The organism is uncultured Oceanisphaera sp. (assembly GCF_947495715.1).
Classification (GTDB): Bacteria; Pseudomonadota; Gammaproteobacteria; order Enterobacterales; family Aeromonadaceae; genus Oceanimonas; species Oceanimonas sediminis.
The window spans coordinates 45,322-70,853 of the sequence record NZ_CANLZU010000004.1; the positions used below are offsets into that span (position 1 = coordinate 45,322).

At 60.2% G+C, this 25,532-nt stretch carries 28 protein-coding genes and 2 tRNA genes; 9 read left to right on the forward strand and 21 right to left on the reverse strand.

Annotation, left to right across the window (positions count from 1 at the left end; genetic code table 11):
* Window positions 1-82: 82 nt before the first annotated feature.
* Entirely contained in the window at window positions 83-928 is an 846-nt protein-coding gene (locus tag Q0753_RS03625; protein WP_298717381.1) for an ATP-binding protein, read from the reverse strand.
* Window positions 912-1,592 (reverse strand): DnaT-like ssDNA-binding domain-containing protein, encoded by a 681-nt coding sequence (locus tag Q0753_RS03630; protein ID WP_298717383.1) that lies wholly within the window; start codon window positions 1,590-1,592, stop codon window positions 912-914. Before Q0753_RS03630 ends, Q0753_RS03625 begins: the two co-directional genes overlap by 17 nt.
* 139 nt (window positions 1,593-1,731) lie before the next feature.
* On the opposite strand from Q0753_RS03630, the gene Q0753_RS03635 reads away from it, so the two are divergent.
* Window positions 1,732-2,700 carry a response regulator gene (locus Q0753_RS03635; RefSeq protein ID WP_298717390.1) on the forward strand — a complete coding sequence of 323 codons (969 nt, stop codon included), beginning with the start codon at window positions 1,732-1,734 and terminating at the stop codon, window positions 2,698-2,700.
* A gap of 6 nt (window positions 2,701-2,706) precedes the next feature.
* Here Q0753_RS03635 and galU read toward each other — a convergent pair whose 3' ends face one another.
* From galU to rbsD, 11 genes are all read right to left on the reverse strand, one after another.
* Window positions 2,707-3,612 carry a UTP--glucose-1-phosphate uridylyltransferase GalU gene (gene galU, locus Q0753_RS03640; RefSeq protein ID WP_298717392.1) on the reverse strand — a complete coding sequence of 302 codons (906 nt, stop codon included), beginning with the start codon at window positions 3,610-3,612 and terminating at the stop codon, window positions 2,707-2,709.
* 114 nt (window positions 3,613-3,726) lie between these two features.
* On the reverse strand, window positions 3,727-4,017 hold the full coding sequence (locus Q0753_RS03645) for a helix-hairpin-helix domain-containing protein (RefSeq protein ID WP_298717394.1): 291 nt from the start codon (window positions 4,015-4,017) through the stop codon (window positions 3,727-3,729).
* Window positions 4,018-4,179: 162 nt separating this feature from the next.
* A complete protein-coding gene (locus Q0753_RS03650) occupies window positions 4,180-4,479 on the reverse strand; it encodes a YciI family protein (RefSeq protein ID WP_298717397.1) in 300 nt (99 codons plus the stop codon).
* Between the two features lie 80 nt (window positions 4,480-4,559).
* Entirely contained in the window at window positions 4,560-5,096 is a 537-nt protein-coding gene (locus Q0753_RS03655; protein ID WP_298717400.1) for a septation protein A, read from the reverse strand.
* Window positions 5,097-5,174: 78 nt separating this feature from the next.
* Window positions 5,175-6,050: a DMT family transporter gene (locus tag Q0753_RS03660; RefSeq protein ID WP_298717402.1), complete on the reverse strand. Its 876-nt coding sequence runs from the start codon at window positions 6,048-6,050 to the stop codon at window positions 5,175-5,177.
* A gap of 94 nt (window positions 6,051-6,144) precedes the next feature.
* Entirely contained in the window at window positions 6,145-7,146 is a 1,002-nt protein-coding gene (locus tag Q0753_RS03665; protein WP_298717404.1) for a substrate-binding domain-containing protein, read from the reverse strand.
* Window positions 7,146-8,072: a ribokinase gene (gene rbsK, locus Q0753_RS03670; protein ID WP_298717407.1), complete on the reverse strand. Its 927-nt coding sequence runs from the start codon at window positions 8,070-8,072 to the stop codon at window positions 7,146-7,148. The genes Q0753_RS03665 and rbsK overlap by 1 nt, the downstream gene beginning before the upstream one ends.
* Window positions 8,073-8,471: 399 nt before the next feature.
* The gene (gene rbsB / locus Q0753_RS03675) at window positions 8,472-9,353 is read right to left on the reverse strand and encodes a ribose ABC transporter substrate-binding protein RbsB (protein ID WP_298717410.1); all 882 of its coding nucleotides are present in this window, start codon (window positions 9,351-9,353) and stop codon (window positions 8,472-8,474) included.
* Window positions 9,354-9,568: 215 nt separating this feature from the next.
* Window positions 9,569-10,534, reverse strand: coding sequence for a ribose ABC transporter permease (rbsC, locus tag Q0753_RS03680; RefSeq protein WP_298717413.1), 966 nt, complete (start codon window positions 10,532-10,534; stop codon window positions 9,569-9,571).
* Window positions 10,531-12,033, reverse strand: coding sequence for a ribose ABC transporter ATP-binding protein RbsA (gene rbsA / locus Q0753_RS03685; protein ID WP_298717416.1), 1,503 nt, complete (start codon window positions 12,031-12,033; stop codon window positions 10,531-10,533). The genes rbsC and rbsA overlap by 4 nt, the downstream gene beginning before the upstream one ends.
* 7 nt (window positions 12,034-12,040) lie before the next feature.
* Window positions 12,041-12,460, reverse strand: a complete 420-nt coding sequence (rbsD, locus tag Q0753_RS03690; protein ID WP_298717419.1) for a D-ribose pyranase — start codon at window positions 12,458-12,460, stop codon at window positions 12,041-12,043.
* Window positions 12,461-12,736: 276 nt separating this feature from the next.
* Here rbsD and Q0753_RS03695 point away from each other — a divergent pair, with 276 nt between their 5' ends.
* A complete protein-coding gene (locus tag Q0753_RS03695) occupies window positions 12,737-13,558 on the forward strand; it encodes a tRNA isopentenyl-2-thiomethyl-A-37 hydroxylase MiaE (protein WP_298717422.1) in 822 nt (273 codons plus the stop codon).
* A gap of 367 nt (window positions 13,559-13,925) precedes the next feature.
* Here the strand turns inward: Q0753_RS03695 and Q0753_RS03700 are convergent, their stop codons facing one another.
* The 6 genes from Q0753_RS03700 to pspF are packed head-to-tail and all read right to left on the reverse strand — an operon-like array spanning window position 13,926 to window position 20,177.
* The gene (locus tag Q0753_RS03700; protein WP_298717426.1) at window positions 13,926-14,732 is read right to left on the reverse strand and encodes an ATP-binding cassette domain-containing protein; all 807 of its coding nucleotides are present in this window, start codon (window positions 14,730-14,732) and stop codon (window positions 13,926-13,928) included.
* Entirely contained in the window at window positions 14,729-15,730 is a 1,002-nt protein-coding gene (locus tag Q0753_RS03705; RefSeq protein ID WP_298717428.1) for an oligopeptide/dipeptide ABC transporter ATP-binding protein, read from the reverse strand. Before Q0753_RS03705 ends, Q0753_RS03700 begins: the two co-directional genes overlap by 4 nt.
* Window positions 15,730-16,623, reverse strand: coding sequence for an ABC transporter permease subunit (locus Q0753_RS03710; protein WP_298717431.1), 894 nt, complete (start codon window positions 16,621-16,623; stop codon window positions 15,730-15,732). Before Q0753_RS03710 ends, Q0753_RS03705 begins: the two co-directional genes overlap by 1 nt.
* A complete protein-coding gene (locus Q0753_RS03715; protein ID WP_298717434.1) occupies window positions 16,607-17,569 on the reverse strand; it encodes an ABC transporter permease subunit in 963 nt (320 codons plus the stop codon). The genes Q0753_RS03710 and Q0753_RS03715 overlap by 17 nt, the downstream gene beginning before the upstream one ends.
* Before the next feature lie 2 nt (window positions 17,570-17,571).
* The gene (sapA, locus tag Q0753_RS03720; protein ID WP_298717437.1) at window positions 17,572-19,173 is read right to left on the reverse strand and encodes an ABC transporter substrate-binding protein SapA; all 1,602 of its coding nucleotides are present in this window, start codon (window positions 19,171-19,173) and stop codon (window positions 17,572-17,574) included.
* Between the two features lie 2 nt (window positions 19,174-19,175).
* On the reverse strand, window positions 19,176-20,177 hold the full coding sequence (pspF, locus tag Q0753_RS03725; protein WP_298717440.1) for a phage shock protein operon transcriptional activator: 1,002 nt from the start codon (window positions 20,175-20,177) through the stop codon (window positions 19,176-19,178).
* A 212-nt stretch (window positions 20,178-20,389) separates the two neighbouring features.
* On the opposite strand from pspF, the gene pspA reads away from it, so the two are divergent.
* From pspA to Q0753_RS03760, 7 genes are all read left to right on the forward strand, one after another.
* The gene (gene pspA, locus Q0753_RS03730) at window positions 20,390-21,055 is read left to right on the forward strand and encodes a phage shock protein PspA (RefSeq protein WP_298717443.1); all 666 of its coding nucleotides are present in this window, start codon (window positions 20,390-20,392) and stop codon (window positions 21,053-21,055) included.
* Complete coding sequence (pspB, locus tag Q0753_RS03735; RefSeq protein ID WP_298717446.1) at window positions 21,055-21,288, forward strand: envelope stress response membrane protein PspB; 234 nt, start codon at window positions 21,055-21,057, stop codon at window positions 21,286-21,288. Before pspA ends, pspB begins: the two co-directional genes overlap by 1 nt.
* Window positions 21,273-21,662, forward strand: coding sequence for an envelope stress response membrane protein PspC (pspC, locus tag Q0753_RS03740; protein ID WP_298717449.1), 390 nt, complete (start codon window positions 21,273-21,275; stop codon window positions 21,660-21,662). The genes pspB and pspC overlap by 16 nt, the downstream gene beginning before the upstream one ends.
* Window positions 21,659-23,077, forward strand: coding sequence for a YcjX family protein (locus tag Q0753_RS03745; protein WP_298717451.1), 1,419 nt, complete (start codon window positions 21,659-21,661; stop codon window positions 23,075-23,077). The genes pspC and Q0753_RS03745 overlap by 4 nt, the downstream gene beginning before the upstream one ends.
* Window positions 23,074-24,075 (forward strand): YcjF family protein, encoded by a 1,002-nt coding sequence (locus Q0753_RS03750; protein WP_298717454.1) that lies wholly within the window; start codon window positions 23,074-23,076, stop codon window positions 24,073-24,075. The genes Q0753_RS03745 and Q0753_RS03750 overlap by 4 nt, the downstream gene beginning before the upstream one ends.
* Window positions 24,076-24,201: 126 nt before the next feature.
* On the forward strand, window positions 24,202-24,489 hold the full coding sequence (locus tag Q0753_RS03755; RefSeq protein WP_298717456.1) for a hypothetical protein: 288 nt from the start codon (window positions 24,202-24,204) through the stop codon (window positions 24,487-24,489).
* Window positions 24,490-24,558: 69 nt separating this feature from the next.
* On the forward strand, window positions 24,559-25,221 hold the full coding sequence (locus Q0753_RS03760; RefSeq protein WP_298717459.1) for a tellurite resistance TerB family protein: 663 nt from the start codon (window positions 24,559-24,561) through the stop codon (window positions 25,219-25,221).
* A gap of 19 nt (window positions 25,222-25,240) precedes the next feature.
* Here the strand turns inward: Q0753_RS03760 and Q0753_RS03765 are convergent.
* Window positions 25,241-25,316: transfer RNA gene (locus Q0753_RS03765), tRNA-His, on the reverse strand.
* 6 nt (window positions 25,317-25,322) lie between these two features.
* Window positions 25,323-25,399: transfer RNA gene (locus Q0753_RS03770), tRNA-Arg, on the reverse strand.
* Between the last annotated feature and the right edge of the window lie 133 nt (window positions 25,400-25,532).

Here is a 25,532-nt window from a genome sequence, read left to right on the forward strand (position 1 = left end):
CCAGAACAGTCCTAAGCGTAGTTGCCGGTCAGCGGGGTGCCATCAGTATCTTTGTGTTGCCGGCGTAAACGGGCAGCCGGGCTTAACTTCGGTAATCACCGATATCGGGCCGACGGCTGGGGCCGAGCAGCGCCATGTCGACCGGATGGAAAGCCTTGATGGCTTCGAAGCAGAAATCACCTACCGCCCGGTGCAGAGACTGGGGATCATGGTTGGTGATGATGATGACGCTCTTGGCCAGGTTGCGCCGGCGACGCAGCAGATGGCCAAGAAAGCTGGACTGGCTTTCGGCCAGTCGCGTGCGGTTGGCGGCCACTTCATCCAATACCAGCAGGTCCACTTCTTCCAGCGCCCGCCGATACTGGTTGCGGCTTTCCTGATCCTCTATCACCCCGAAAAACAGTCGGTCTACCACCGAGGCCCATTGCTGAAAAATGACCGATTTCTGGTGCTGGTAAATCAGATCATGGGCAATGGCCCCGGCCAGGGTCGATTTGCCTGTGCCGAAGTTGCCGTAGATCAGAATGGCGGCACCGCCTTTCTCTTCCCAGTGATCGAAGGCGTTGATGAAATGATGGGCGGTGTCGATATGATGGCTCAGCGCCGGATCGTCGCGGTCCATATTCTCGAACACCCATTCCGGATTGAGATCCGCCTGGGCCAGCAAACGTTCGGTCCGTTTCTGTTGCGCTTCTTTCTGAGCCTGGCGCACTTCGATATTCGCCTGTTGTTCATACTGGCGTTTAAGGTCGAGATAATCGTACTCGGGCAGGTTACCGTCGGCACGCAGTCGCTGCAGTCGGTTCAGCAGCCCCTTCACATCGCCACCGGTGGCCGTGGGGGTCAGGTCTTTCTGCGGTTTCGGGCGGCGTCGACGACGAGCAATGTCGTTCAGGTCGGCGGCAATTTCTTCAGGTGTCTTTTTCATTGCGGTCTTCCTGGTTATCGGGGCTGAGACGCCGGGCTTCGGCCATCATTTCCTGGGCCCGTTTGCTGGGGCCAGCGTCGCTCTTGGCCGGCAATTGCTGATAGCCACCGCTCTCCTGCGGCGCCGGCGTGCGTTTGACACTACGCTGATTCTTGAGTTTGCGTACCAGTTTCAGCATCCACTGATGCTGGTTTTCAAATACTTCGGGCCGCCCCAGCCAGTAGGCAATAAACTCGCCCAGCTCGGTTTCATCGAACTGGCTGTCGAGCAGGCCGCAGAGTCTGGCCAGCCCCTCGAACTGTTCGTCCGGGCGCCACTGTGGATGCATGGCAAACTGGCGAGAAGGCAGCGGGGTCAGCCCTTCAAGCCGTTTCAGTGGCAGCGAGAACACGGCCCCGTGATAATGCTGGGGGTGGGGATTTTGCACCACACTCAGCAAGCCGGCGTCCAGCAGCTCATCAACCAGCTCGGTCAACGCCATCGGCGTGACGCGATAGCGATATTCCCCTTCACCCTGCACGGCCAGCGCCTTGCCCAGCAAGGGATAATCCAGCGGTTGGGTATGGTCACCGCGCGCCAGGTGCCTGAGATAAAGCTGATACAGGCTGCGGGCCGGGTGAGACAGCCTGGGGGAGGTGAGCGCCTGATATTCTGCCGGTGTCATAGTGCCACTGTTATCGAATGAGGGGATCATTATCCAACAAAGCCGCAGTAGAATACAGCCGCCATGACGGAGCCGCTGCCATGAGGTCAAAATTCGGCTAGGCTCAGTATATACCCCCACTACGCTGTTACCTCATTCGATGTTTGAACGTTCTCCGCTTATTCTGCTCATAGAAGACGATCCCGTGTTCCGTCGGCTGATGGTGACCTACCTTGAACTGTGGGGCGCTCGGGTGATTGAAGTGGACAATGGCGACGAAGGCATAGGGCTGGCGGGGAAGCAGGCACCCGATCTGGTCTTGATTAATCTGTTGCTGGCGGCACCGAGTGGTATTGAGGTGATCGCCTGCCTGAAACAATGCTATCCGGCGTTGCCCGTGATTGCGATTTCCGCGCGGTTGAAAATGGTCGATGTGGCCCGGGCGCTGCGGGCCGGCGCCGAAGATTACCTGATCAAGCCGATTCGTAACTGGCGGCAGGTATTTGATGTCATGGCCGCCTGTCTCGGATCGAGTCCGCGGCGAATATGGGGTGAACTCAACGAACATCTGGCGTTCTTTCGTCGGGATGACGTGGCCGCCAGTCGTCTGAGTCGGGACTTGCGTCAGCGGCCGGAGCGGGATCTGGGGGGCTGGCACTTGAGCTGGCGGCAAAGCACCCCCTGGCTGCTTGCAGAGTATATTCGGCTCGATCAGGATCTGTTGTTGTTGCTGGCGGAGTTCGATCCGCTGAGCATGGATACCCCGGTGGTGATGGCGCTGATGCCCTTGCTGTTGCATGAGCCTCGGCGGCAGCATCAGTCGGGATCTTTGCTCAACCACCCGGGCCGCACCCTGGAATACATCAATCGTCTGATCCTGGATACGGGGCTGAATTGCCGGATGAACCTGGCGTTATACCGGTTGCAGGCCAACAGCAACAAGGTGGTGCTGGCCAACGGCGGCATGGCCGGCAACGACTGGCTGGCCCGGTGTGATGCCGGCCCGCTGGGTGCGGGAACCTTCAGTGCCAGCCAGCTGAGCTACCCCTGTTCTTTTCCTTTCGATCTGACCCTGCATGGCGGCTTCGGCGGTGAAATCCAGCTGACGGCGCGCCATGGGGTTTCGTGAAAGCAGTTACCGCAAATTGAGCTGCTGCAGATAGTCTGTCAGGGCAGCGCCCAGCTCCGGGTGGCGCAGGCCATATTCCACATTGGCCACCATCAGCCCCAGCTTGCTGCCGCAATCGTGACTCTTGCCGGTAATATGATGGGCAGAGACCGGCTGTTGCGCCATCAGCATGGCGATGCTGTCGGTCAGCTGTATTTCATCACCCTTGCCGAGCGGCGTCTTGAGCAGCAGAGGCCAGATGTCGGCCGGCAGTACATAACGACCCACTACCGCCAGATTGGACGGGGCTTCCTGCTGTTGCGGTTTTTCTACCATCGCTTCAATCGGCGCCGACTCTCCCTGGCCCAGCGGCTGACCGCCGATATCGACAATGCCGAACTGATCGACCAGTTCGTCAGCCACCGGCTCCACCAGAATCTGACTGTGGCCCTTGTCCTCGAAGGCACGAATCATGGCCGCCAGATTATCCTGTTGCAGATTGCAGCCCGCATCGTCAATCAATACGTCGGGCAACAGCACGGCAAAGGGGGCGTCGCCCACCAGCGGGCGAGCGCACAGAATGGCGTGGCCCAGGCCCTTGGCCTCACCCTGGCGCACATGCATGATGGTCACGTCGGGAGGGCAGATTTTCTGCACTTCTTCGAGTAACTGCCGTTTGACCCGCTTTTCCAGGGTGGCTTCCAGCTCGAAGCTGGTATCGAAGTGGTTTTCGATGGAGTTTTTACTGGCGTGGGTAACCAGCACGATTTCCTTGATCCCGGCCTGTACGGCTTCATTCACCACATACTGGATCAGGGGCTTGTCGACCACCGGCAGCATTTCCTTGGGGATGGCCTTGGTGGCGGGCAGCATGCGGGTGCCCAGACCGGCGACCGGGATGACCGCTTTACGAATCGAAAAGGGTGAAGGCATGTTTTGAGGCGTCGTTGAAGGCATGAGTGTCATCAAAAAAACAATGGGAGCTAATGATAACCAATAGTGGCCCTCCCGACCATTATCGGGAGGGCCACGGCTCCGGCATCCGTGTTAATTACTCAGTAAATGCCGGTTTTTTTCTACGGTAGCCGGACCTATGCCACTGACTTCGGCCAGCTCGTCGACCGAGCTAAAGGGCCCGTTGGCTTCCCGATACTCCACGATGGCCGCCGCCTTGGCCGGACCTATGCCGGTCAGCATGGCCAGCTGATCCTGGGTGGCGTTATTGATATCGATGCTGGTGACCACGGCGTTTTGCTCGGTCGCCGCTTCATTGGCCATACTCGGTGCCGTTACCGTCAGTAACGCGGCCAGCAAGGTGGATAACAGTGCCTTGTTCATTACCGTCTCTCCTTGTTTCCAGATGAGTAGCATTTTGTCCATCGGACCCTATCAAGCCTTGTCGAAAGATGAATTTTTCGCCAATAAAGAAACAACAAATTATGGAAAGTTTTAAAAGAAGGACGGGAATAACAGCAAAAAACCGGCCGCAGCCGGTTTGTATCAGGGCAGGACTTTTTTGAAGGGCTTGACCACGACAGAGGCATAAACACCGGCCGCCACGTAAGGATCGGCATCGGCCCAGGCTTGCGCCGATGCCAGCGAATCAAACTCGGCAATCACGGTGCTGCCGGTAAAGCCGGCTTCGGCGGGATCGTCGGCATCGATGGCGGGGTTGGGGCCGGCGACCAGCAGACGACCTTCATCGGTCAGCGCCTGCAAGCGTGCCAGGTGAGCCGGACGAGCTTCCTTGCGCAAGGCCAGGCTGTTTGCATTGTCTTCGGCGAAGATGACATACCACATGGTGTATTCCTTGTTACATGATGGAAATTAAACAGGGAGGCCACTCATGCAGCCGCCCTGTTGGTACTGAAAATGACGGCTTATTTTTCCAGCGCCTGTTGCTGACGGTAGAGGTACAGGGCGGTGGCGAAGGTAAACAGCAGGGTGAGCCCCAGTAATCCGAATACCTTGAAGTTGACCCAGAATTCCTGCGACAGGTTGAAAGCGACATAGACGTTGAGGGCGCCGCAGAAACTGAAAAAGCCGACCCAGGCCAGGTTTGCCTTGTCCCAGATGCTGTCGGGCACCGTCATTTCCTTGCCCAGCATCTGTTTGATCAGGTTTTTACGAAAGCCGTAACGGCTCACCAGCAGTCCGATGGCAAAGAGCCCATTGACTGCGGTGACCTTCCATTTGATAAAGGCATCATCCTGAAAAAACATGGTGAGACCGCCAAAAAACAGCACCAGTACCAGGGTGATCAGGTGCATTTTTTCCAGCTTTTTGTGTTTCAGCCAGACCAGCAGCATCTGGATACAGGTGGTGGCCATCAGCGCGCCGGTCGCCGCGTAGATATCGACGGCCTTGTACACCACGAAGAAGATGATCAGGGGAATAAATTCGGCAAACTGCTTCATAGAAGGACCCGTACAACAAAGATACCCGCAGTTTACCCATAGCACCGGCGGCTGGCAAAACATTGCTGCCACCCCGGATCATCCTTCACGGTAAACCAGTCGCTGCCGGCGCCGTTCCAGCCCGCTCTTGGTCAGTATGGCCATTAATACGATGGCGCCACCCAGCAGGCCCTGATTGGAGGGGCGCTCGCTCAGGAACAGCCAGACCAGCAGGGTGCCGAAGACCGTTTCCAGCAACAACAGCAGGCTGACCTCCGCCGAGGGCAGATACCGAGGCCCCTGCTGGATCAGGGTAAAGCCCACCGGCATCAGGATCAGGCACAGCAGTACCAGCCAGCCCATGTTGATGGCGTCCGGTAACACAACCTCGCCGCTCCAGAGCCATGCCAGAGCGGCCGTAATCAGGCCGCTGAGGGCCAGCATGGGGCTCATGTCTATGTCGGGCCGACTGCGTGCCAGCGTCAGGTTGCCGGCCAGTCCCAGTGCCGCCATCAGGGCGAAGCTGCTACCCAGCCAGGAGGTGGCACCGGTGTCGTCGAGGACGATAAGACCGATGCCAAACAGGCAAACGCAGATGGCCACCCAGGTGCGCATGGGCAGACGCTCCTGCAGAAAGAAACGACTGAGCAGGGCGGCTATCAGGGGAGCGGAGGCAAGAATGACCAGCACGTTGCCGGCTTTGGTAAAGTGGTTGCCCAGAATAAAGCCGATGGTGCTGAAGCTGAACAGCAGGGCACAGCCCAGTCCGGCTCGGCTACAGCCCCGATAAGCCTGCCACCACCGGTTTTGGTGGCGGGCTACCACAATCAGCCAGAATCCCAGTACATTGAGCAGGCCCCGCCACAGTACTATCTGCTCGGCGGGCAGACTGATCACGCGCAACAAGAGCGCATCGGGAGAGATAATGAGCACGCCAAGCGCGGTCAGCAGCAGTCCTTTCCGGTGGTTATCCATAACGCCTGAATTGATGATGAGTAAACGTCGATGCTAATCAGAGCAAACCGGGATTACCAGCCCATCGCTGCAAAAGTGAGCGCCGGGCCCTTATTCAGGCGAGCGCCCGGCTGCTGTCTCTGACGATCAACTCGGGCGTCAGGGTCAGTACCCGGCGGGGGCAGTCCGGTGTCTTGATGCGCGCCAGCAGGGTGTCGACCGCCAATGCGCCCATGCCGGCCTTGGGCTGCTCTACGCTGGTGAGCGCCGGCACCAGATAATGGGTCAGTTCTATGTTGTCGTAGCCCACCAGCGACATCTGCTCCGGCACGGAAACACCGGCATCGGCCAGGGCCCTGAGTGCCCCCATGGCCATCATGTCGTTGCCGACAAACACCGCCGTGGGCCGTTCGGGCAGGGCGAGCAGGGCGGTCATGGCGCTGTTGCCGCCGGCCAGCTCGAAGTCGCCCTCGATGACCCACTCCGGTCGTACCGTCAGGCCGGCCCTGGTCATGGCGGCTTCAAAGCCCGCCCGGCGTTCGTCTGCCGCCCGCTTGCCCCGGGGGCCGGTAATACAGCCGATATGGCGATGACCCAGGCCAAGCAGGTGCTCGGTGGCAAGCATGCCACCCAGACGGCCGCCGTCCTGAATCAGATCCGCTTCCATGTCCATCGGGCCCCAGTCGGCCAGTACCAGGGGCACGCTGGGGTAGCGGTCGAACACGCCGGCGCCCAGATCGACCTGGGTGCACATCAGAATAATGCCGTCTACCCGCTTTTGCAGCAGCATCTCCATGCTGGCGTTAAGCCGCGCCTTGTCGCCGCGGGTATTGCACAGCGCCAGGCTGTAACCCAGCTCGAAACAGCGTTGTTCCACCCCTTGTACCACCTCGGCAAAAAAGGGGTTGGCACTACTGGTCACCAGCATACCCAGGGTCCGGGTTTCATTGCTCTTGAGGCTGCGCGCCAGCGCCGAAGGTGCGTAGTGAAGCTCGTCGATGGCCTGTTCGACCCGCAAGGTGATCTCGGGGCTGACAAAGCGGGTCTTGTTCAGTACATGGCTGACGGTAGAGGTCGACACCTGTGCCCGCCGTGCCACGTCCTTGATGGTGGCCATCAGCGGGACTCCAGCAGGACGTTGATCTCGGCCAGGTAAGGAACCGAGGTCTGGGCGCCGGGCCGGGTCACGGACAGGGCCGCCGCCGCCTGGGCGAAACGCACCGCCTGCTCCAGCGGCTGTTGCTGCAATGCCGCCAGCAGGGCACCGTTGAAGGTATCGCCCGCCGCCGTGGTGTCCACCGTCTCGACCTTGAAGCCCGGTATGACTCGGCCCTGACCCTGCTCGCTCAGCCAGACGCCGCGGGCACCCAGGGTGATGATGACGGTAGCGATGCCTTTGGCATGCAGTGCCCGGGCCGCCGCCGCCGCGCCGGCATCGTCGTGTACCGCGATACCGGTCAGCCGTTCGGCCTCGGTTTCGTTGGGGGTGATCAGATCCACCAAAGACAACAATTCATCGGGTAGCGCCTGAGCCGGGGCCGGGTTGAGCACCACACGCGCCCCCTGAGCCTTGGCCTGACTGGCGGCGGCGATGTTGGTGTCGAGCGGAATTTCCAGTTGCAGCAGCAGCTGTTCGCAGCTCAGACCGGCCGAATGCCGGTTCAGCTGTTCGGGCGTCAGTCGGCCATTGGCACCGGCGGCGAGGGAAATGGTGTTCTCGCCTTCGCCATTCACCTGGATCAAGGCCACCCCGGTGTTGATGCCGGTCATGCGTTCGATGGCGCTTACATCAATGCCGTCGGCGGCAAAGCCATCGATCAGGCTTCGGGCCAGGGCATCGTCACCCACGCAGGCGATAAAGCGGGTCGCGGCCCCGGCCCGGGCGGCAGCCACCGCCTGGTTGGCGCCTTTGCCGCCGGGCACGATGCGATAGTCGCTACCGGTCAGGGTTTCACCGGGGCGGGGAAACTGCGGCAACCGGATCACATGATCGATGTTGATGCTGCCTACTACGGTTAATGTCATGGTGTTTGCCTTATTCATTAAATCGGGGACCGACTGCGTTAGCAGTACAGAGCCCCCGCCTGTTATTTTTTACCCTGAGCCTTATACCAACCCCAGATGATCTGATCATATTGAGGCCCCGGACCAGAGGCAACACAGTCGCCTCCCTCGACACGCCATAAACCCATCCTTGGGGGCTCGGAAATGCCGTCCTTGGCATTTCACGGTCGTGGTAGTCGATCTCTGTTGCCTCTTCTCAAGCACCGAGTTGCCTGTAGACAATGCCAACAGGTAACTCCCTGACATCAGGGAGGATAAAGGGATCTGCTTCGCCGACCCTCCGCGCCAAGGATGTATTCATGGCGTGTCGGCGGAGCGGGCCCTTTATCCGGCCTTTGCAGAGCAACCAAACAGATCAATTATTTAATCTGTTTGGTATTACTCGCTGATCACCTGCAGCGGAACCGGAATATGGTTGGCCACGGTTTCACCCTTCAGGATTCTGTCGGCAGTTTCTACCGCGATGGCACCGATGGCATCCGGCTGCTGGGCGATGGTAGCCGCCAGACGACCGCCTTGCACCGCCTTGATGCCATCCCGCGTGCCATCAAAGCCGACGATCATTACGTCTTTCTTGTTGGCCGCCTGCAGCGCGCGCATGGCACCCAGCGCCATTTCGTCATTCTGGGCAAACACCGCCTGTACTTCCGGGTTGCCGGTCAGCAGGTTTTCCATCACGTTCAGGCCCTTGGTGCGGTCAAAGTCCGCCGGTTGGCTGGCCATCAGCTCGAAGCCGTGTTTGGTGACCGCCTGGGCAAAACCGTTGCCACGCTCGCGGGCGGCGCTGGTGCCGGCAATGCCTTCCAGCTGAATCACTTTGGCGTCGGCGCCAATCTGCTCGGCAATATAGTCACCGGCCATCAGGCCACCGGCCACGTTGTCGGAGGCGATATGCGACACCACTTCACCACGGTTGGCGGCCCGGTCCAGGGTCAGTACCGGCAAGTCGGCCCGGTTGGCCAGACGAATGGCGTTGGTGACCGCATCGGAGTCGGTGGGGTTGATCAACAGCACCTTGGTGCCGCGCACGCTCAAGTCTTCCACGTTGGCCAGCTCTTTGGCCGGATCGTTCTGGGAGTCCAGCACGATCAGCTCATAGCCAAGCTCTTCTGCCTTTTGCTCGGCACCTTCTTTCATGGTCACGAAAAAGGGGTTGTTGAGGGTCGAGATCACCAGGGCCAGGGTATCTTTGGCGTAGGCACCCGAGGTCATGGTGGCGCTGATCAGGGCAGCGGAGAGCAGGGTCGTCAGTTTTTTCATGATTCAGCTTCCTTTCGGGTTAAAGACAGCGTTAGTTTGTATATTAACAAGGTCGAACAAAGGGGCCACTACACCGACACGCCGTAAACCCCTCCCTGGGGGCTCGGACATGCCATCCATGGCATGTCACGGTCGGTTTAGTGCTCCCCTTTATTCGCCCCCATGCGTAGAGGTCGTTAGCCTCTTATTGCCAAATTTTGTGTCGTTACCAATAGTTACTTGTGTTTGTTGTCGACCAGCACTGCCAGCAGGATCACCGAGGCCTTGGCGATCATCTGATAGTAGGAAGACACATCCAGCAGGTTGAGCGCGTTGTTCAGAAAACCGATGATCAGCGCCCCGATCAGGGTGCCCATAATGGCGCCCTTGCCGCCGGCCAGGCTGGTGCCACCCAGTACCACGGCGGCGATGGCGTCCAGCTCGTAGGTGGTGCCGGCGGTTGGCTGGGCCGATGACAGGCGGCTGGTGACGATAATGGCGGCCAGGGCCGACAGCATGCCGCAGATGGCATACACGCCCATCTTGACCCGGGCGACATTGATGCCCGACAGCCTTGCCGCCGCTTCGTTACCGCCCACCGCATAGATATAGCGGCCAAAGCGGGTGTGGTTGAGCAGATACCAGGCGCCGAGGAAGGTCATGGCCATCAGCCATACCGGTACCGGAATGCCGAACACATAGCCGGTGCCGAACCAGGAGAAGATGTCGCCCGCATCGGTAAAACCGGTGGAGATGGGGCGACCATCGGTATAGACCATGGTCACGCCGCGCAGCAGGGTCATGGTGACCAGGGTGGCAATAAAGGCCTGTACCCGGCCCTTGGCGACGATGAGGCCGCTGACGCCACCGAGGGCAAAGCCGGCCAGCAACACCGCCGGCAGGGTGATGAAAATGGACAGCTCCATCGACACCATGCTGGCGGCAAAGGCGCCGCACAGCGCCAGTACCGAGCCCACGCTGAGATCGATGCCGGCGGTGAGGATCACCAGGGTCATGCCCACGGCAATAATGGCGTTGACCGAGGTCTGACGCAGTATGTTGAGCAGGTTGTCAACGGTGAAAAAGTTGGGGCTCAGTGCAGAAACCACCGCGATCAGCACCAGCAGGGCAATCAGCGATTTCTGGGCAATCAACCATTCCTTGCTGAACCAGCGGCGGCTATTAATGGCGGGGGAGTTCATGCATCTTCCTCTTGTTGAGTCTGACCTACGGCGGCGGCCAGCAGTTGTTCCTGGGTCGCGGCGGTGGCGTTGAATTCACCGGCAATACACCCTTCGTGCATCACCATGATACGGTCACTGATCCCCAGCACTTCCGGCATATCGGACGACACCAGAATAATGGCCATGCCTTCCTGCTTGAAACGGTTGATCAGCTGATAGATTTCTTTTTTTGCACCCACATCGACGCCGCGGGTCGGCTCGTCGAGGATCAATACTCTGGGGCGCGTCATCAGTCCCTTGGCGATGGCCACTTTCTGCTGGTTGCCTCCCGACAGGTTTCCAATCAGCTGCTCGCGACCCGGGGTACGGATCTTGAACAGCGAAATAAACTCGTCCACGGCACCACGTTCGGCCTGGTGATCGAGCTGGGGGCCCCGGCTCAGCTGGGCCAGCGCCGACAGGCTCATGTTGATTTTGACCGACAAATCCAGCACCAGACCATCGCCCTTGCGGTCTTCTGAAATATAGGCGATACCGGCGGACAATCCCTGTTGCGGGCTGTTGGCGACATAGGGTTTTCCTGCCAGCCAGACCTGGCCTTTGGTGCGGGGCAGGGCACCGTACAGGGTCTTGACCAGTTCGGTACGACCGGCGCCCATCAAGCCGGAAAAGCCCAGGATTTCGCCCTCATGCAGGCTGAAGCTGACCCCGTTTACTCCTGTGCCGCTCAGATCTTTTACCTTCAACACTTCCGGCCCCTGAGGAACACTGATGCGCGGGTATTGCTCGTCCAGCTTGCGGCCAACCATCATTTCGATCAGGCGGTCTTCGTCGATATCGCTTACCGCATCTTCGCCGATCCATTTGCCATCGCGGAGTATGGTGACCCGGTCGCAGATCTCGAAGATTTCCTTCAGGCGATGAGATATGTAGACGATGCCGCAACCATCGGCTCGCAGTTCTTCAATCACCCGGAACAGGGCGCGGGTTTCGGTATCGGTCAGGGCATCGGTAGGCTCGTCCATGATGATGACGTCGGCCTTGAACGACAGCGCCTTGGCGATTTCCACCATCTGCTGGGCGCCGATGCTGAGATCACCGACGCGGGTCTTGGGAGACTGGCGGATCTGCAATCGATCCAGCAATACCTGGGCGTCGGCGTAGAGCCGGGTCCAGTCGATTTTGCCGAAGGCATTGACCGGCTCGCGCCCGAGAAAAATGTTCTCGGCAATGGTCAGCTCGTTCAGCAGGTTCAACTCCTGATGAATGATGCCTATACCCGCCTGTTGCGAGTCGCGCGGACCCTTGAAGTGACAGGGCCGGCCACGATAACGGATCTCGCCGGCATCCGCCTGATAGATACCGGTCAGCACCTTCATCATGGTGGATTTTCCGGCGCCATTCTCGCCCATCAGCGCCATTACCTGGCCCGGATACACGTTGAGTCCGGCCTGATCCAGCGCCTTGACGCCGGGAAAGGCCTTGTCGATGCCGGATAGAGACAATATGGGTTCCATGCTCACCTCAGAAAGGAACGCCGCAGCGCAGTATGATGTTGGCGTAAGGGGTGCATTCGCCGGTGCGCACCACGGCGCGAGCGCAGGCATTTTGCCGCTTGAACGCCACGTGGCTGATGTAGCTTACCGCTATGTCCCGGCCCTGAGTCTGGCCGGCCTCGGCCAGCTGGCTCAGCAATTGTTGGTGAAGTTCGGGACTGACGGTTTTAATTTCTTCCGCCAGCACCACCGACTCCAGCTGCAATTCACTCAGCAGCGCCGCCAGTACCGGCTGCAGGCCGGGTAACCCCGGGCTGACCGCCAGATCGATACGCTCGGGACCGGCGGGAATGGGCAGGCCCGCATCGGCCAGCACTATTTCGTCAGTATGGCCGACGCCGGCGACCAGCGCGGATAAATGACTGTTAAGCAAGGTGGTTTTCTTCACGGTATCGCCTTGTTCTGGAGCTGAAACGCTCCGAAAATTAACCAGAAATGGTGAGCGAAACGGTTACGCAATCGATTCGATGGTCAATTGTAGACAATAAATCCGTATTTTGTGTAAGTGTAGTAAGGGAAACGTGAGACAGATCACAGAAGCCGATTCGCCAGACCGCCCCACCGTCGGCGCCATTATTCGGACTGTTGTTGGCCGTACGAATTGATAAAATAGCGGCATCAACCCCATTGAACCTCGCCGTCAGGCCGGGGACAGGTACTTATTTTGCACCCACATTCACTGAATTCAGAGCTTGGCCAGTTGCTGGCGCCCATTCATGCCTTTCTGCAGTGTGACACTCCCGATGAATGGATAGCCGAGGCACGAAAGCCGGAACAGCTGGCCGCGCTGCTGGTGGATCATGCCAACTGCGAAATGAAGGCGGCGATGAGTGCCCACAGCCTGGTACGCCGTTATTGTCTGCCGAAAGAAAAACGCAAATTGTTGCCCAATCTGGACTTTTACAAGACGCTCGACGCCCTGCCGGAAAAAGGCGAGGTGCTGGGCAAGCAGACCCTGCTGGATGAAAACCGGCGGGTGTTCGACGAGCTGGCCAAGAACGATCTGCTGGTGAAAATGGTGCGCCTGATCCAGGAAGAACTGCATCATTTCGAGCAGGTGCTGGAGATCATGGCGGCCAGAAACATCGAATACAGCAGCCTGTCGGCGTCCGGCTATGCCCGTGGTCTGCTACAGCATGTACGGACCCACGAGCCGGCGGCCATCGTCGATCGGCTGATCATCGGTGCCTATATCGAGGCGCGTTCCTGTGAACGCTTTGCCCGGCTGGCGCCGTATCTGGACGAGGAACTGAACCGGTTTTATATCTCACTGTTACGCTCGGAGGCGCGCCATTATCAGGACTATCTGACCCTGGCCGCCGATTACAGCGGCCGGAATATCGATGAACGGGTGGCATTTTTCGGCGCCCGGGAAGCGGAGCTGATACAGGCGCCCGACGCGACACTGCGTTTTCACAGCGGCGTACCTGCAGGCCATGGTTTCAGAGGCAACAAAGCTGCCTCCCACGACACGCCACTGGGCTAGCCATCTTTGCTGGGTAACGCTGCGAATATTCACTGGATATTCGGTCCATTACCCAACAAAGATACACGGCAGCAAGCTGCCCCATGAGGGCTCGGGAAATGCCGTTCATGGCATTTCACGGTCGTGGGCGTCTATCTCTGTTGCTTCTTCTCGAGCATCGAGTTGTCTGTAGACGGCGCTAACAGGCAACGCCGGTGCATCAAGGAGGACAAAGGGATCTGCTCAGCCGACCATCCGCGCCACGGATGGCGCGGCTGAGCCTCCAGGGAGGGATTCACGGCGAGTCGGGGGAGCGGGCCCTTTGTTCGACGTTTATACAAAAATGCAATAGATCATTTGTTTAGTGGGATTGGTATAAGTAGCTGAATCAGCGCTTTATATCCCGGTGGTGCCAGCGGTATTCGTTGTTGTAATTCTGCAGCAGGCGCAAGCCCTGCTCGCTCTGGGGGTTGGTCAGCACCTTGTGGGTGGGGCCGGCTTCCACCACATGGCCCTCGTGCATCAGTATCACCTGATCGCTGATATGGCGTACCACCCCCAGATCGTTGGCTACCAGCACGTAGGATAATCCCAGCCGGCTTTGCAGGCTGAGCAGCAGGTTGATGATCTGCGAGCGCACCGAAATATCCAGGTTGGAGATGGCTTCGTCGGCCACGATGATCTTGGGGGAGAGGATCAAGGCCCGGGCCAGCGCGATACGTTGTTTCTGGCCGGTGGAAATCATCTGCGGATAAAAGTGGTAGTGATCCGGTAGCAATCCCACCATGCGCAGGGTATCCAGCACCAGGGTTTCGCGTTGTTCGGCATCCAGGTCCGTATTCAGGATGAGCGGGGTTTCCAGGATCTGGCCGATGCGGCTGCGGGGATTGAGCGAGGTATTGGGATCCTGAAAAATCATCCGCAGCAGCTGGCAGCGTTTCTTGTCGTCGCCCGGCTCTATCTTGTCCCCGTCGATGTAAATACTGCCCTTGGTCGGGGGCATTACCCCGGCCAGTACCTTGGCCAGCGAGCTTTTGCCGGAGCCGGCATCGCCCATCACCGCCAGGGTCTGGCCGCGCTCAAGGGTGAATGACAGCGGATTAAAGGCGGTTTTGGTGACCTTGCGAAACAGGCCGCTGTGGTTCACGAACACCTTGCTGAGATTGTCGACCTTGAGCAGTGGTACCTGGCTCATTTGGACTTACCTTCTGGCATGTTGAGCGGAAAATGGCAGTAATAGGCATGGCCCTTGTACTTGGCCAGCGGCGGGGTCACGACGCACTGCTTCTGCGCCTTGGGGCAGCGCGGGCCGAGCCGGCAGCCGATGGGCAGGCTTTGCAGCGGGGGAATGGCTCCCGGCAGTATGTTCAGCCGGGACTTGTGCGGCAGGCTGCCATCCAGATCCGGCATCATCTGCAGCAGGGCGGCGGTATAGGGGTGACGCGGCCGGGTCAGGATTTTATCCCGGGTGCCGGACTCCACCGCCTGGCCACAATACATCACGGTCAGGTTGTCGGTCAGCTGGGCAAAGGTGGTCAGGTCGTTGCTGATCAGCAGTATGGTGGTACCCGACAGTTTGTTGACCCGTTCCAGCAGCCGCAGTATCTGGGCCTGATTGGAGGCTTCCATGGCGTTGGTCGGCTCGTCCGCCACCAGCAGCTTGGGCTGATTGGCAATGGCCATGGCGATCATCACCTTCTGGCAGAGCCCTTCCGACAGCTCGAAGGGGTAGGCATTCATCACCACTTTTGGCTCGCGAATGCCCACCCGGTGCAGCAGTGCGGTCGCCTGCTTGCGGCGCCAGTACCAGCGTTGCCACCATTTACCCTGAAAACTGCGTGCAGGAATGGCCTCGACCAGCTGGGCGCCGATTTTCTCGGACGGATCCAGACAGCTGGACGGCTCCTGAAATACCATGGCGATATCCCGCCCCATGATCCGTCGTCGCTCCTTGTGGGACAGGCTGAGCAGGTCGATATTGTCGAGATACATGCGGTCGGCGGTCACCCGCCAGGTGTCTTTGGCGATGCCGACGATGGTCTCGGCCACCAGGCTCTTGCCCGAGCCGGACTCGCCGACCAGGCCGCGGATTTCGCCATCGGCCAGGGTCAGGCTGAATTTATCCACCGCCTTGACCAGTCCCTGGGGCGTTTCAATTTCGATGGTGAGATTGCGAATATCGAGCAGCGGCATCAGTCCATTACCTCGTTAATGGCCTGGCGCAGGCCTTCACCCACCATGTTGACCACCAGTACCGACAGCAGTATGGCCAGCCCCGGCAGGGTGACGGTCCAGGGCGCCAGATAGACCAGCTCCATGGCGTCCGACAGCATGGCACCCCATTCGGGGCGGGGCGGTTGGGCGCCCAGGCCAAGAAAGCCCACGGCGGTAATGTCCAGAATGGCGGAAGAGAGCCCGCGGGTGGTCTGGCTGACGACGGTGTCGCTCAGGTTGGGCAGGACACCAAATCTGAGTATACGCCAGCGGGTGCCGCCATCCAGGCGCAGGGCGGTAATGTATTCCTTCTGCATTTCGTCGGACACGGCGTTATAGATGGCGCGGGTAAACTGCGGGGTCAGCGCCAGGGTAATGGCGATCAGGGTATTGAACAGCCCGGGTCCCAGAATGGCGACAAAAATGATGGCCAGCAGCAGCGAGGGGATCGACAGCAGGGTGTCGAGAAAATGGTTGAGAATGCTGGCCTTGAAGCCCTTGCTCATGCCGCCGACAATGCCGATACAACCGCCGACCAGCAGCGCCACCAGTACCGCCAGTATCGCGTTGCCAAAGGTGAGGCGGGCACCAAACACCAGCCGGGACAGCATGTCGCGGCCCAGATCGTCGGTACCGAGAAAAAAGTCGATATTGCCGTCGTCGGACCAGGACGGCGGCATCAGCAGCGCCTGGCTGAACTGCTCGTAAGGGGCGTAAGGCGCGAGCCAGGGTGCGAGCAGGGTCATCAGCGACAGCAACACCAGGCCCCAGAGTCCAATCATGGCCAGGGTATTCTTGCGAAACAGCTCCCAGGCCTGCTCGCGCGGCGAGCGGACATGCAATTCCGGATAGATATTAGCTCTGCCGGGCATAAATCGCTCTCCTTCTGGCGGGATAAATCAGGGTGGAGAGCACCTCCACGGCGGAGCTGGCCACTATGGTGAAGGTGGCGATGGCCAGGGTGCCGCCCTTGATGGCGGCATAGTCCTGCAGCGAGATACTGGTAACCAGCCAACGGCCCAGACCGGGCCAGTCGAACACGATTTCGGTCATGATGGCCGAGGTCAGCACGGTCCCGAATTGCAACCCCAGGGTGGGAATGGCCATGGGAAAGGCGTTGCGCAGGCCGTGGCGCAGTATGACCTGGGTTTCGCTCAGTCCCTTGGTGAGGGCGGCGCGAATATAGTTTTGCTTGAGTACTTCCAGCAGGGCACTGCGGATCTGGCGAATCACTTCGGTGGTGGGCACGATGGCCAGCACCAGCGCCGGCAGTATCAGATGGCGAAGGGCATCGAGAAAGGCGGGCCAGCGATACTGACTGTCGGTGAGCAGGGTATCTATGGTCATGATACCGGTTATCTGTTTCACCTCGTACAGCAGGCTGAGCTGACCCGATACCGGCAACCAGCCCAGGTTGAGCGAGAAGAACATCACCAGTAACAGACCCAACCAGAACACAGGTACCGAGTAGCCGATGAGGGTGCCGGTGAGGATCAGGGTGTCTTGCCAGCGGCCCTGACGCAGGGCGGCCAGAGTGCCAATGGGGACCCCTACCAGCATTGACAAGGTAAAGGCGGCCAGGCACAGCTCCAGGGTGGCGGGAAAATACTGGCCAAGCGCTCCCAGCACCGGCAGACCGGTGGCGCTGGAAATACCGAAGTCGCCGGCCAGCAGCAGTTGCATAAAGGCCAGGTAACCGGGCCAGAAGTCGTTCGGCTCTTCGATCATGACCTGAAACTCCAGCACATAGGCCACCAGAGTCAGCATCAAGAGGGTGGTCAGCAGCAGGCCGAGGCGCCGTAACAGATAACGCAGCATCATTACTCCTTGTAGGCCCGATGAAAGGCAACGCTGCTATAGGGGAGCAGGCGCAGTCCCTTGACTTCTTTACGGAAGGCCTGCAGCCGCTGGCTGTGCACCAGCGGTATCACCGCCATGTCCTGATAGGCCAGCTGTTGCGCCTGCTGATAATAGCCGATACGGCGGGTCAGCTGCGGTTCGGTCAGTGCCAGCTCCAGTTGTTGTTCAAACAGCGGGTGACACCAGCGGCTGGCGTTGGTGCCGGCGGCAATGGCCTGGCAGCTGAGCAGGTTACGCAGCATGTTATCCGGATCCGGGGTGTCGGCGGACCAACCGGTCAGCACCGCATCCTGATTTCCTGCCAGCAGCTCGCGGCGCAGTATCTGTTGTTCCAGGCTGAGCAGCTTGACCCGAATTCCCAGCTCGGCCAGTCGGCGCTGGATCAGCTGGCCGGTTTTCAGGCTGTCCGGGTTGTAGGTGCGCGCCCCGGAAGGCACCAGCAGGGTCATGTCGAAGCCGTTGCTCAGACCGGCCTGCGTGAGCAGCCAGCGGGCCCGGCTCTGATCCGGCTGCGGCATCAGCAGCTTGGCATCATGGCCCCAGGACACCGGCGGCAGCAACGACTCGGCCAGCGCACCGATATCGAAGTATACCGCCTGCAGAATATCCGTTCTGCTCAGCGCCAGGCTCAGGGCCTTGCGCACCCGGATATCATCGAAGGGCGCTTTCTGGGTATTGAGCGCCAGTACCGCCACGTTCATGCCGGTGGCGTAGCTCAGCGCCAGCTCGGGGTGCTGTTTAATCACCGACAGCTGACTGGTGGCCGGATGGGCCATGACATCGCATTCACCGGTCAGCAGTTTGGCCAGCCGCTTGGACGAGGTCGGTGTAATGTCGAACACCAGTTGCGCCAGCCGGGCGCTGCCGCGCCAGTAGTCGGGATGGCGATGGTAGCGGATAAACTCGTCGGGTCGGTACAGCTTCAGCATAAAGGGCCCGGTACCGACCGGTTGTTGATCGATTCGTTCGGGATGGCCGGCGGCCAGCAATTGTGCCCCGTATTCAGCCGACAGTATCACCGCATAGTCGGTGGCCAGGTTGGTCAGAAAGGAGGCGTTGGGGCGACTGAGCACAAATTCCACTTCGTGTTCGCTCAAGGCCCGTACCTCGCGAACCAGCTCCGGCCAGCCGATGCTGTCGAAAAAGGGGTAACGGCCCCCGCTGACCGCATGATAGGGGTGTTGCGGGTCAATCAGGCGGGAAAAGGTAAAGACCACGTCGTCGGCGGTCAGTGGTCGGCCGGGGCTGAACCAGCCGGTGTGATGAAAAGTCACGTCGGGGCGCAGGGTAAAACGATAGCGCAAGCCATCGTCGCTGCGTTCCCATTCGGTGGCAAGCGCCGGTATCGGGTACTGGCTGTCCGGGGTGATATCCAGCAGCCGGTCATACAGCTGATGGGCGGTGGCGTCCAGGGTTTCGGTGGAGGTAACCAGTTGCGGATTAAAGGTGAGCGGCGTCCCTTCTATGCAATAGAGCAGACTTTCCTGTGCCAGTTGTCGGTTGCCGCCATCACAGCCTGCCAGTAGCAGGGTAGTCAGCAGGCTCCAGAGCCATAAACGCATGCTTAATCCTTGAGGTCTTCCTGCTCGCCTACCGGCAGCAGGGAAGCATATTTACGCAGCAAGCCACGCAGCTGATGATAACTCAGGCCCAGCAGCTCGGCGGCCTGGCGCTGATGATAACGGGCCTGCTCCAGGGCGAGCGTGAGCAGCCTGACTTCTTCCCGGGCCAGATGCGCCTTGAGATCGAGCGGTAGCCGGGTCTCGGCACTGCTCGGGGTCGGCATGGTCGGGCGCCAGGGCGAGGCAAAGGGATCCAGATACAAGTCGCTCAGCGCTACCTCCGGCCGGCCATGATGATACAGGCTGCGCTCAATCACGTTCTTGAGCTCCCGCACATTGCCCGGCCAGGGATGGGCCAGCAGTTGCCGGCGCACCGGGGGGCTGAAGCCGGCAAACAGCGGCCAGCCCAGTTCCATGCACAGGGTCACGGCAAAATGCTCGGCCAGGCGTAGAATATCGTCATCCCGGGCTCGCAGGGGCGGCAATGTAACCACATCGAAGGCCAGTCTATCAAGCAGATCGGCGCGAAAATCCCCCTTTTGCGAAAGCCCGGGCAGATCCTGATTGGTGGCACACACCAGCCGGACATCGACCGAGACGGACTGACTGCCGCCGACCCGCTCGAATTCACCGTATTCGATCACCCGAAGCAGCTTTTCCTGCACCCGCGGGCTGGTGCTGGCCAGCTCGTCCAGAAACAGGGTGCCGCCATCGGCGCGCTCGAAGCGGCCCTGATGGCGTTTCTGGGCGCCGGTAAAGGCGCCGGCCTCGTGGCCGAACAACTCGCTTTCCAGCAGCGTCTCGGCGAGGGTGGCGCAATTGAGAGAGATAAAGGGTTGCTGCCAGCGGGGCGACAGATAATGCAGCCGGTGGGCGATCAGCTCCTTGCCGGTGCCGCGCTCGCCCACCACCAGTATCGGCTTGTTCAGCGGCGCCAGCAGCGACACCTGCTCCAGTATCGAAAGCAGGGCATTGGACTGGCCAATCAGCTCATTGTCGGTCATGGCACACCAGAGTGGCGAAATTTGCTAGATGATAGCGTTATTCGCCGATATCGGCCAATAACGAATGGGGTCTCTCCACAACTTTTATTTATATTTCAAATGATTAGTGAGTTCTGTCTCATTGGCACATAACTTGTTATGTAAAAAGGAGAAGGGCAAGGCCAGTCAATAGACGTCCTGCCTTAACACCGGTATCAGAGGAGACAAACACCATGAGCATCTTTTCCCGACTGGCGGACATCATCAACGCCAATCTCAACTCCCTGCTGGACAAGGCCGAAGATCCGGCCAAGATGGTACGGTTGATCATTCAGGAAATGGAAGACGAGCTGGTGCGCGAGCGCTCCAACCTGGCCCGTTTTCTGGCCGAGAAAAAAGACGTATTGCGCCAGATTGAACGTCACCGCGAGCGGGTAAGCGAATGGCAGGGCAAGGCCGAGCTGGCCCTGAGCCGCGAGCGTGACGATCTGGCTCGGGCCGCGCTGCTGGAAAAAAGCAAGCAGAGCGAGCTGCTCAAGGCGCTGGAGCATGAGCACGAAGCGGTGGCCGAAGGTATCGACAAGCTGTCGGAGGCCATCGGCGCGCTGGAAGCCAAGCTGGTTGACGCCCGCTCTCGCCAGCAGGCGATGCAGTTGCGCGAGCGCAGCGCCCAGAGCCGCATCAAGGTGCAGGAGCGGGTACGCCACAGCGAAACTTCCTCGTCGGTCGACAAGTTCGATCGCATGGAGCGTAAAATAGACGAGCTGGAAGCGCGGGCGGATCTGTACAGCCAGAGCAAGGGACTTGAACAGTCGTTTGCCGAACTGGAGGTGGATGACGCCATCAACCGTGAGCTGGACAAGCTGAAAGCCAACATGAACAAGAGTGAGGAACGCTGATGTCGGAGCTGGCCTGGGCCCTGGTGGCCCCCTTGAATATCTTTCTGTTTCTGGTGGTGCCCATCTGGCTGGTGCTGCATTATCGCAGCAAGCGCCGGCTCGATGAAGGGCTGGACGAGACCGCCCGTCAACGCCTGGAGCAGAGTCTGACTCAGGCGGAACAACTGGCCGAACGGGTCACCACCCTCGAACGGCTGCTGGATCAGGAGGTACCCGGATGGCGTCAACCTTGATAAATCTGTATCGCGACAAACGCAACGGCAAGCTCGGCGGCGTCTGTGCCGGCATTGCCCGCAAGGCCGAGGTCGAGCCCTGGCTGGTGCGGGTGCTGGCGCTGACCGGTCTGGTGTTTGCCAGTTTTCTGACCTTTGTGCTTTATATCGCCGCCTGGCTGTTGCTGGAAGACCGACCGGAGGCAGAAGAGGCGGAGCGGTCTCATGTTAAAACCGCCGGCTGGCAGTCGGGCCTGTCGCCGCAAGAGGCGCTGACCCGGCTGGACAGCCGTTTGCAGCAGCTCAATGGCCGGGTGGTGAAAATGGAACAGCTGCTGACCTCGCGGGAGTTTCGACTGCGACGGGAGTTCAACGATTTGAGTAAAAACAAATGAGCAAGACGCCACTGGATCAGTGGCGCCATTCTCAATGGCGAAACAAGGCCGGCGCCTGGGTGCAGCGGGGGCTGGATCAACGCATCAGGCTGGCGGTGACCGGGCTGAGTCGCAGCGGTAAAACCGCCTTTATCACCAGTCTGGTCAACCAGCTGGAACATGCCGGGCTCGATGCCCGGCTACCGCACTGGCCCCCGGCGGCGGAAGGGCGTCTGCTCGGCATTCAGCGGGTGCCCAGCCGACATCATCATGTGCCGGCCTTCGGTTACGAGGCGGCGTTGAATCAGTTGTCGGCCACGCCGCCCTGCTGGCCCGAGCCGACCCGGGGCATCAGCGAAATCACCCTCGCCATTCGCTATCGGCCCAAAAACCGGCTCAAGCGCAGGCTGCAGGACACCGCCACCCTCTATCTGGAAATTGTCGATTATCCCGGCGAATGGCTGCTGGACCTGCCGCTGCTGGGCATGAGCTATGCCCAGTGGAGCGAGCAACAGCGTCAGCTGCTGCAGACCCCGGCGCTGGCCGGGCTGGCCACGCCCTGGTTGCAGGCCGGAGCAAAACTGGCTGCCGACAGCCCGGTCGACGATGGCAAACTGGCACCGCTGGCGGCGGCTTACACCCAATGGCTGCACGACATCAAGCGCGAATGCGGCGCCTACCTGGTGCAACCGGGGCGCTTTATTCTGCCCGGCGAATACCGGGATGCCCCCATGCTGCAGTTTGTACCCTGGGTATGGGACGAGGTGCCGGTCGGGCTGAATGACAGCCACCATTACGGCATGATGGCCGCGCGTTTCGAGCACTATAAAAAGCACCTGGTGCAGGGGTTTTACAAGGACTTCTTCGCCGGCTTCGACCGGCAGATAGTGCTGGTGGACTGCCTGACGCCGTTGAATCGCGGCCCCGACAGCTTTGCCGACCTGCGCCGGGCGCTGGACGCCATACTGCAGAGCTTCGACTACGGCAAAAGCGGCTGGTGGCAGCGACTGTTTGCCCCGCGCATCGACAAGCTGCTGTTTGCCGCCACCAAGGCCGATCATCTGACCCCGGATCAGCACGGTCGGCTGGCGACCCTGCTCGGTACCCTGGTGCGGGGCGGGCATCGCCACGCCCGCTTGTCCGGCATCGACATTCATACCCTGGCGCTGGCGGCGATTCGCGCCACCAGCAGCGGCCAGGTCAGCCACCAAGGCGAGACCATACCGGCGCTGCAGGGCCGGCGGCTGGACAATCTGGACGCGGTGGCGCTGTATCCGGGCGAGGTGCCCGAGTCGTTACCCGATGCCACTTTCTGGCAGCAGCAGGGCTTCGATTTTACCGAATTCGCCCCGCCCGAATGGCAGCCGGAACAACCGCTGCCGCATTTGCGTCTGGATCAGGCGCTGGCGTTTCTGTTGGGAGACAAGTTATCGTGAATTTGAAAAGCAAGGTGATCCTGGACCAACCCCTGCAACAACCGGAGCCGAAGGCGCTGCGGCCGAGTCAGCCACTGGAGCAGGACGACTTTATCGCCCTGGACGAAACCCCGGAGCCGATGCTGGCCGACAGCCTGCGGCCCGGTCGTCGGCACTGGCTGTGGTGGAGCGGCATCGGTCTGTTACTGACCCTGTTACTGGTACATTCCGCCCTCGGCCTGTGGCAGACCTGGCAGGATAATCGCCTGCTCGGGGCGGCCTGGAGCCTGGCCATTGCCCTGCTGGCGCTGGCGGCTCTGGGCCGCTTGTGGCGCGAGCTCAGGCTGCTGCGCACCCTGGATCGGGTATCTCGCCAGCAGGCACGAGCCGAGCAGTTGCTGGCCGAGCAGGGCAGCGGTCGGGCCCGGGCATTCTGCGAACAGCTGGCCGCCCGCAGTGGCTTGCAGCAGACCGATGCCTTTCAGGCCTGGCAGCAGAGTCTGACCGACCAGGAGCAGGACGCCGAAGTGCTGACGCTTTACAGCCGGCAGGTGCTGAGCGTACAGGACCGGCAGGCCCGGGCACGGGTATTGAAATGGTCCGGCGAGGCGGCGGTGATGGTGGCGGCCAGCCCGTTGGCGGCGGTAGACATGCTGCTGGTGCTGTGGCGCAACCTGAAGATGATTGAAGACATCAGCCAGTGCTACGGCATTCGTCTGGGCGGCCTGAGCCGACTGCGGCTGATCCGCCAGGTGCTGCATCACATGCTTTATGTGGGCGTGTCCGAGGCGGCCATCGACGCCGGTATGGACCTGCTGGGACTGGAGCTGGCCGGGCGGCTGTCGGCCCGGGCCGGGCAGGGGGTGGGTGCCGGTTTGCTTACCGCTCGACTCGGGCTGCAAACCATGAGCCTGTGTCGTCCCGTGCCCTGGCAGGGCGACGAGAAAAAACAGCTGGGCGGCATTCGTCGTGCACTGATCGACAAGGTCGCCCGTCTGATGACCAACAGCGGACAATAAGGCGGTACTCATTTAGCCATGCGACAACGACTCAACCCGATACGAGCCCTGTGGTCTGCCTATGGTAGGCTACGGGGTCTATTGACTCTTCATATCACCACACAAAACGGTACGGTAGACACTACTATGAACTTTAAAGAATTTCACGCCTCACTCAGCCAGCCGACACCGCCGCAGGGGCTGTCCGATGCCCTTACCGCCTTGTGGCTGGACGCCAATGGCCAGTGGGAGGCGGCGCACGATCAGGTGCGTGATAACAGCGACCAGCCTTCGGCCTGGGTTCATGCCTATCTGCACCATGTAGAAGGCGTGCTGTGGAATGCCGACTACTGGTACGGCCGCGCCAAGAAAAAGCGCCCGAATTGTACCACCCGGGAAGAATGGCAGCAGATAGCCCAGTCACTGCTGGATTAAGCGCTTGATACCGCTCCCGGCACAGTTCAAATGACGTCATCTTTAATCCGCAGAATATAAGGAGCTGATATGAAAGTAGACAAGTTGATTGGCCAGTTTCTGGGTGGCAATGGCCGCCCGGACAAAGGGAGCGGTTTTGGCAAGGGTGCCGCCACCGGCGGTATTCTCGGGCTGCTGCTTGGCAGCAAGAAGGGCCGCAGCATGGCCGGTAGCACCATCAAGTATGCGGGGCTGGCCGCCGCCGGCGCCATGGCCTGGAAAGCCTATCAGGGCTGGCAGCAGAACCGAAGCCCGGCCGAAGCGCGGCCGGTGACCGGGGACGACGTGCAGCAGCTGGATCCGCGCTTTTCGCCGCAGGGTGCGGCCGCCAACGGCGAGTCGTTCCAGATTTCCTTGATGCGCGCCATGATAGGGGCCGCCAGGGCCGACGGCCACATCGATGCCGCCGAACAGGCGCATATCTTCGAACAGGTCGAACAGATGGGGCTGGCCGCAGAAGAAAAGGCGATGGTGTTCGATATGCTGTCGGCGCCGGTGTCACTGGCGGACATTTGTGCGTCGGCCAAGGGTACCGAGCAGGCGGCAGAGTTGTATCTGGCCTCACGGCTGGTGATCGATCCGGATCAGGCGGCGGAGCGAGCTTATCTGGAGGCGCTGGCGCACAGGTTGAATATACCGACCGATTTGGTGGCGCATCTGGAGCGACAGGTACAGCAGGGAATGGAAGAGTAGAAAAATACAGCGTATCAAATGGGGTGACCGACGGGGCTCGAACCCGCGACAACCGGAATCACAATCCGGGACTCTACCAACTGAGCTACGGTCACCAAAGATGGCGCGCCCTGCAGGACTCGAACCTGCGACCACCCGCTTAGAAGGCGGGTGCTCTATCCAGCTGAGCTAAGGGCGCTTTTCTGACATTATGCGGCAGCTAGGGCTGCGGCGTAACGGGGCGGGATGATACCTATTTGACTTGCGTCGGTCAACGGCTTTATCCCACCGGGAGTGCCGAGCGAAAGCCGCGGGCGCTTGCTTATCAAAGC

What these genes read in the sequence shown, in the direction of transcription:
- rbsC (WP_298717413.1), bottom strand. Translation starts at nt 10,534, where the DNA reads ATGAACTCCCCCGCCATTAATAGCCGCCGCTGGTTCAGCAAGGAATGG.
- galU (WP_298717392.1), bottom strand. Translation starts at nt 3,612, where the DNA reads ATGCCTTCACCCTTTTCGATTCGTAAAGCGGTCATCCCGGTCGCCGGT.
- Q0753_RS03635 (WP_298717390.1), top strand. Translation starts at nt 1,732, where the DNA reads ATGTTTGAACGTTCTCCGCTTATTCTGCTCATAGAAGACGATCCCGTG.
- Q0753_RS03715 (WP_298717434.1), bottom strand. Translation starts at nt 17,569, where the DNA reads ATGCTGCGTTATCTGTTACGGCGCCTCGGCCTGCTGCTGACCACCCTC.
- pspB (WP_298717446.1), top strand. Translation starts at nt 21,055, where the DNA reads ATGTCGGAGCTGGCCTGGGCCCTGGTGGCCCCCTTGAATATCTTTCTG.
- sapA (WP_298717437.1), bottom strand. Translation starts at nt 19,173, where the DNA reads ATGCGTTTATGGCTCTGGAGCCTGCTGACTACCCTGCTACTGGCAGGC.
- rbsK (WP_298717407.1), bottom strand. Translation starts at nt 8,072, where the DNA reads ATGAATAAGGCAAACACCATGACATTAACCGTAGTAGGCAGCATCAAC.
- Q0753_RS03745 (WP_298717451.1), top strand. Translation starts at nt 21,659, where the DNA reads ATGAGCAAGACGCCACTGGATCAGTGGCGCCATTCTCAATGGCGAAAC.
- Q0753_RS03650 (WP_298717397.1), bottom strand. Translation starts at nt 4,479, where the DNA reads ATGTGGTATGTCATCTTCGCCGAAGACAATGCAAACAGCCTGGCCTTG.
- Q0753_RS03705 (WP_298717428.1), bottom strand. Translation starts at nt 15,730, where the DNA reads ATGCCGCTGCTCGATATTCGCAATCTCACCATCGAAATTGAAACGCCC.
- Q0753_RS03665 (WP_298717404.1), bottom strand. Translation starts at nt 7,146, where the DNA reads ATGGCCACCATCAAGGACGTGGCACGGCGGGCACAGGTGTCGACCTCT.
- Q0753_RS03645 (WP_298717394.1), bottom strand. Translation starts at nt 4,017, where the DNA reads ATGAACAAGGCACTGTTATCCACCTTGCTGGCCGCGTTACTGACGGTA.
- Q0753_RS03755 (WP_298717456.1), top strand. Translation starts at nt 24,202, where the DNA reads ATGAACTTTAAAGAATTTCACGCCTCACTCAGCCAGCCGACACCGCCG.
- rbsA (WP_298717416.1), bottom strand. Translation starts at nt 12,033, where the DNA reads ATGGAACCCATATTGTCTCTATCCGGCATCGACAAGGCCTTTCCCGGC.
- Q0753_RS03655 (WP_298717400.1), bottom strand. Translation starts at nt 5,096, where the DNA reads ATGAAGCAGTTTGCCGAATTTATTCCCCTGATCATCTTCTTCGTGGTG.
- Q0753_RS03700 (WP_298717426.1), bottom strand. Translation starts at nt 14,732, where the DNA reads ATGAGCCAGGTACCACTGCTCAAGGTCGACAATCTCAGCAAGGTGTTC.
- Q0753_RS03760 (WP_298717459.1), top strand. Translation starts at nt 24,559, where the DNA reads ATGAAAGTAGACAAGTTGATTGGCCAGTTTCTGGGTGGCAATGGCCGC.
- Q0753_RS03625 (WP_298717381.1), bottom strand. Translation starts at nt 928, where the DNA reads ATGAAAAAGACACCTGAAGAAATTGCCGCCGACCTGAACGACATTGCT.
- pspF (WP_298717440.1), bottom strand. Translation starts at nt 20,177, where the DNA reads ATGACCGACAATGAGCTGATTGGCCAGTCCAATGCCCTGCTTTCGATA.
- Q0753_RS03660 (WP_298717402.1), bottom strand. Translation starts at nt 6,050, where the DNA reads ATGGATAACCACCGGAAAGGACTGCTGCTGACCGCGCTTGGCGTGCTC.
- Q0753_RS03710 (WP_298717431.1), bottom strand. Translation starts at nt 16,623, where the DNA reads ATGCCCGGCAGAGCTAATATCTATCCGGAATTGCATGTCCGCTCGCCG.
- pspC (WP_298717449.1), top strand. Translation starts at nt 21,273, where the DNA reads ATGGCGTCAACCTTGATAAATCTGTATCGCGACAAACGCAACGGCAAG.
- Q0753_RS03630 (WP_298717383.1), bottom strand. Translation starts at nt 1,592, where the DNA reads ATGACACCGGCAGAATATCAGGCGCTCACCTCCCCCAGGCTGTCTCAC.
- rbsB (WP_298717410.1), bottom strand. Translation starts at nt 9,353, where the DNA reads ATGAAAAAACTGACGACCCTGCTCTCCGCTGCCCTGATCAGCGCCACC.
- pspA (WP_298717443.1), top strand. Translation starts at nt 20,390, where the DNA reads ATGAGCATCTTTTCCCGACTGGCGGACATCATCAACGCCAATCTCAAC.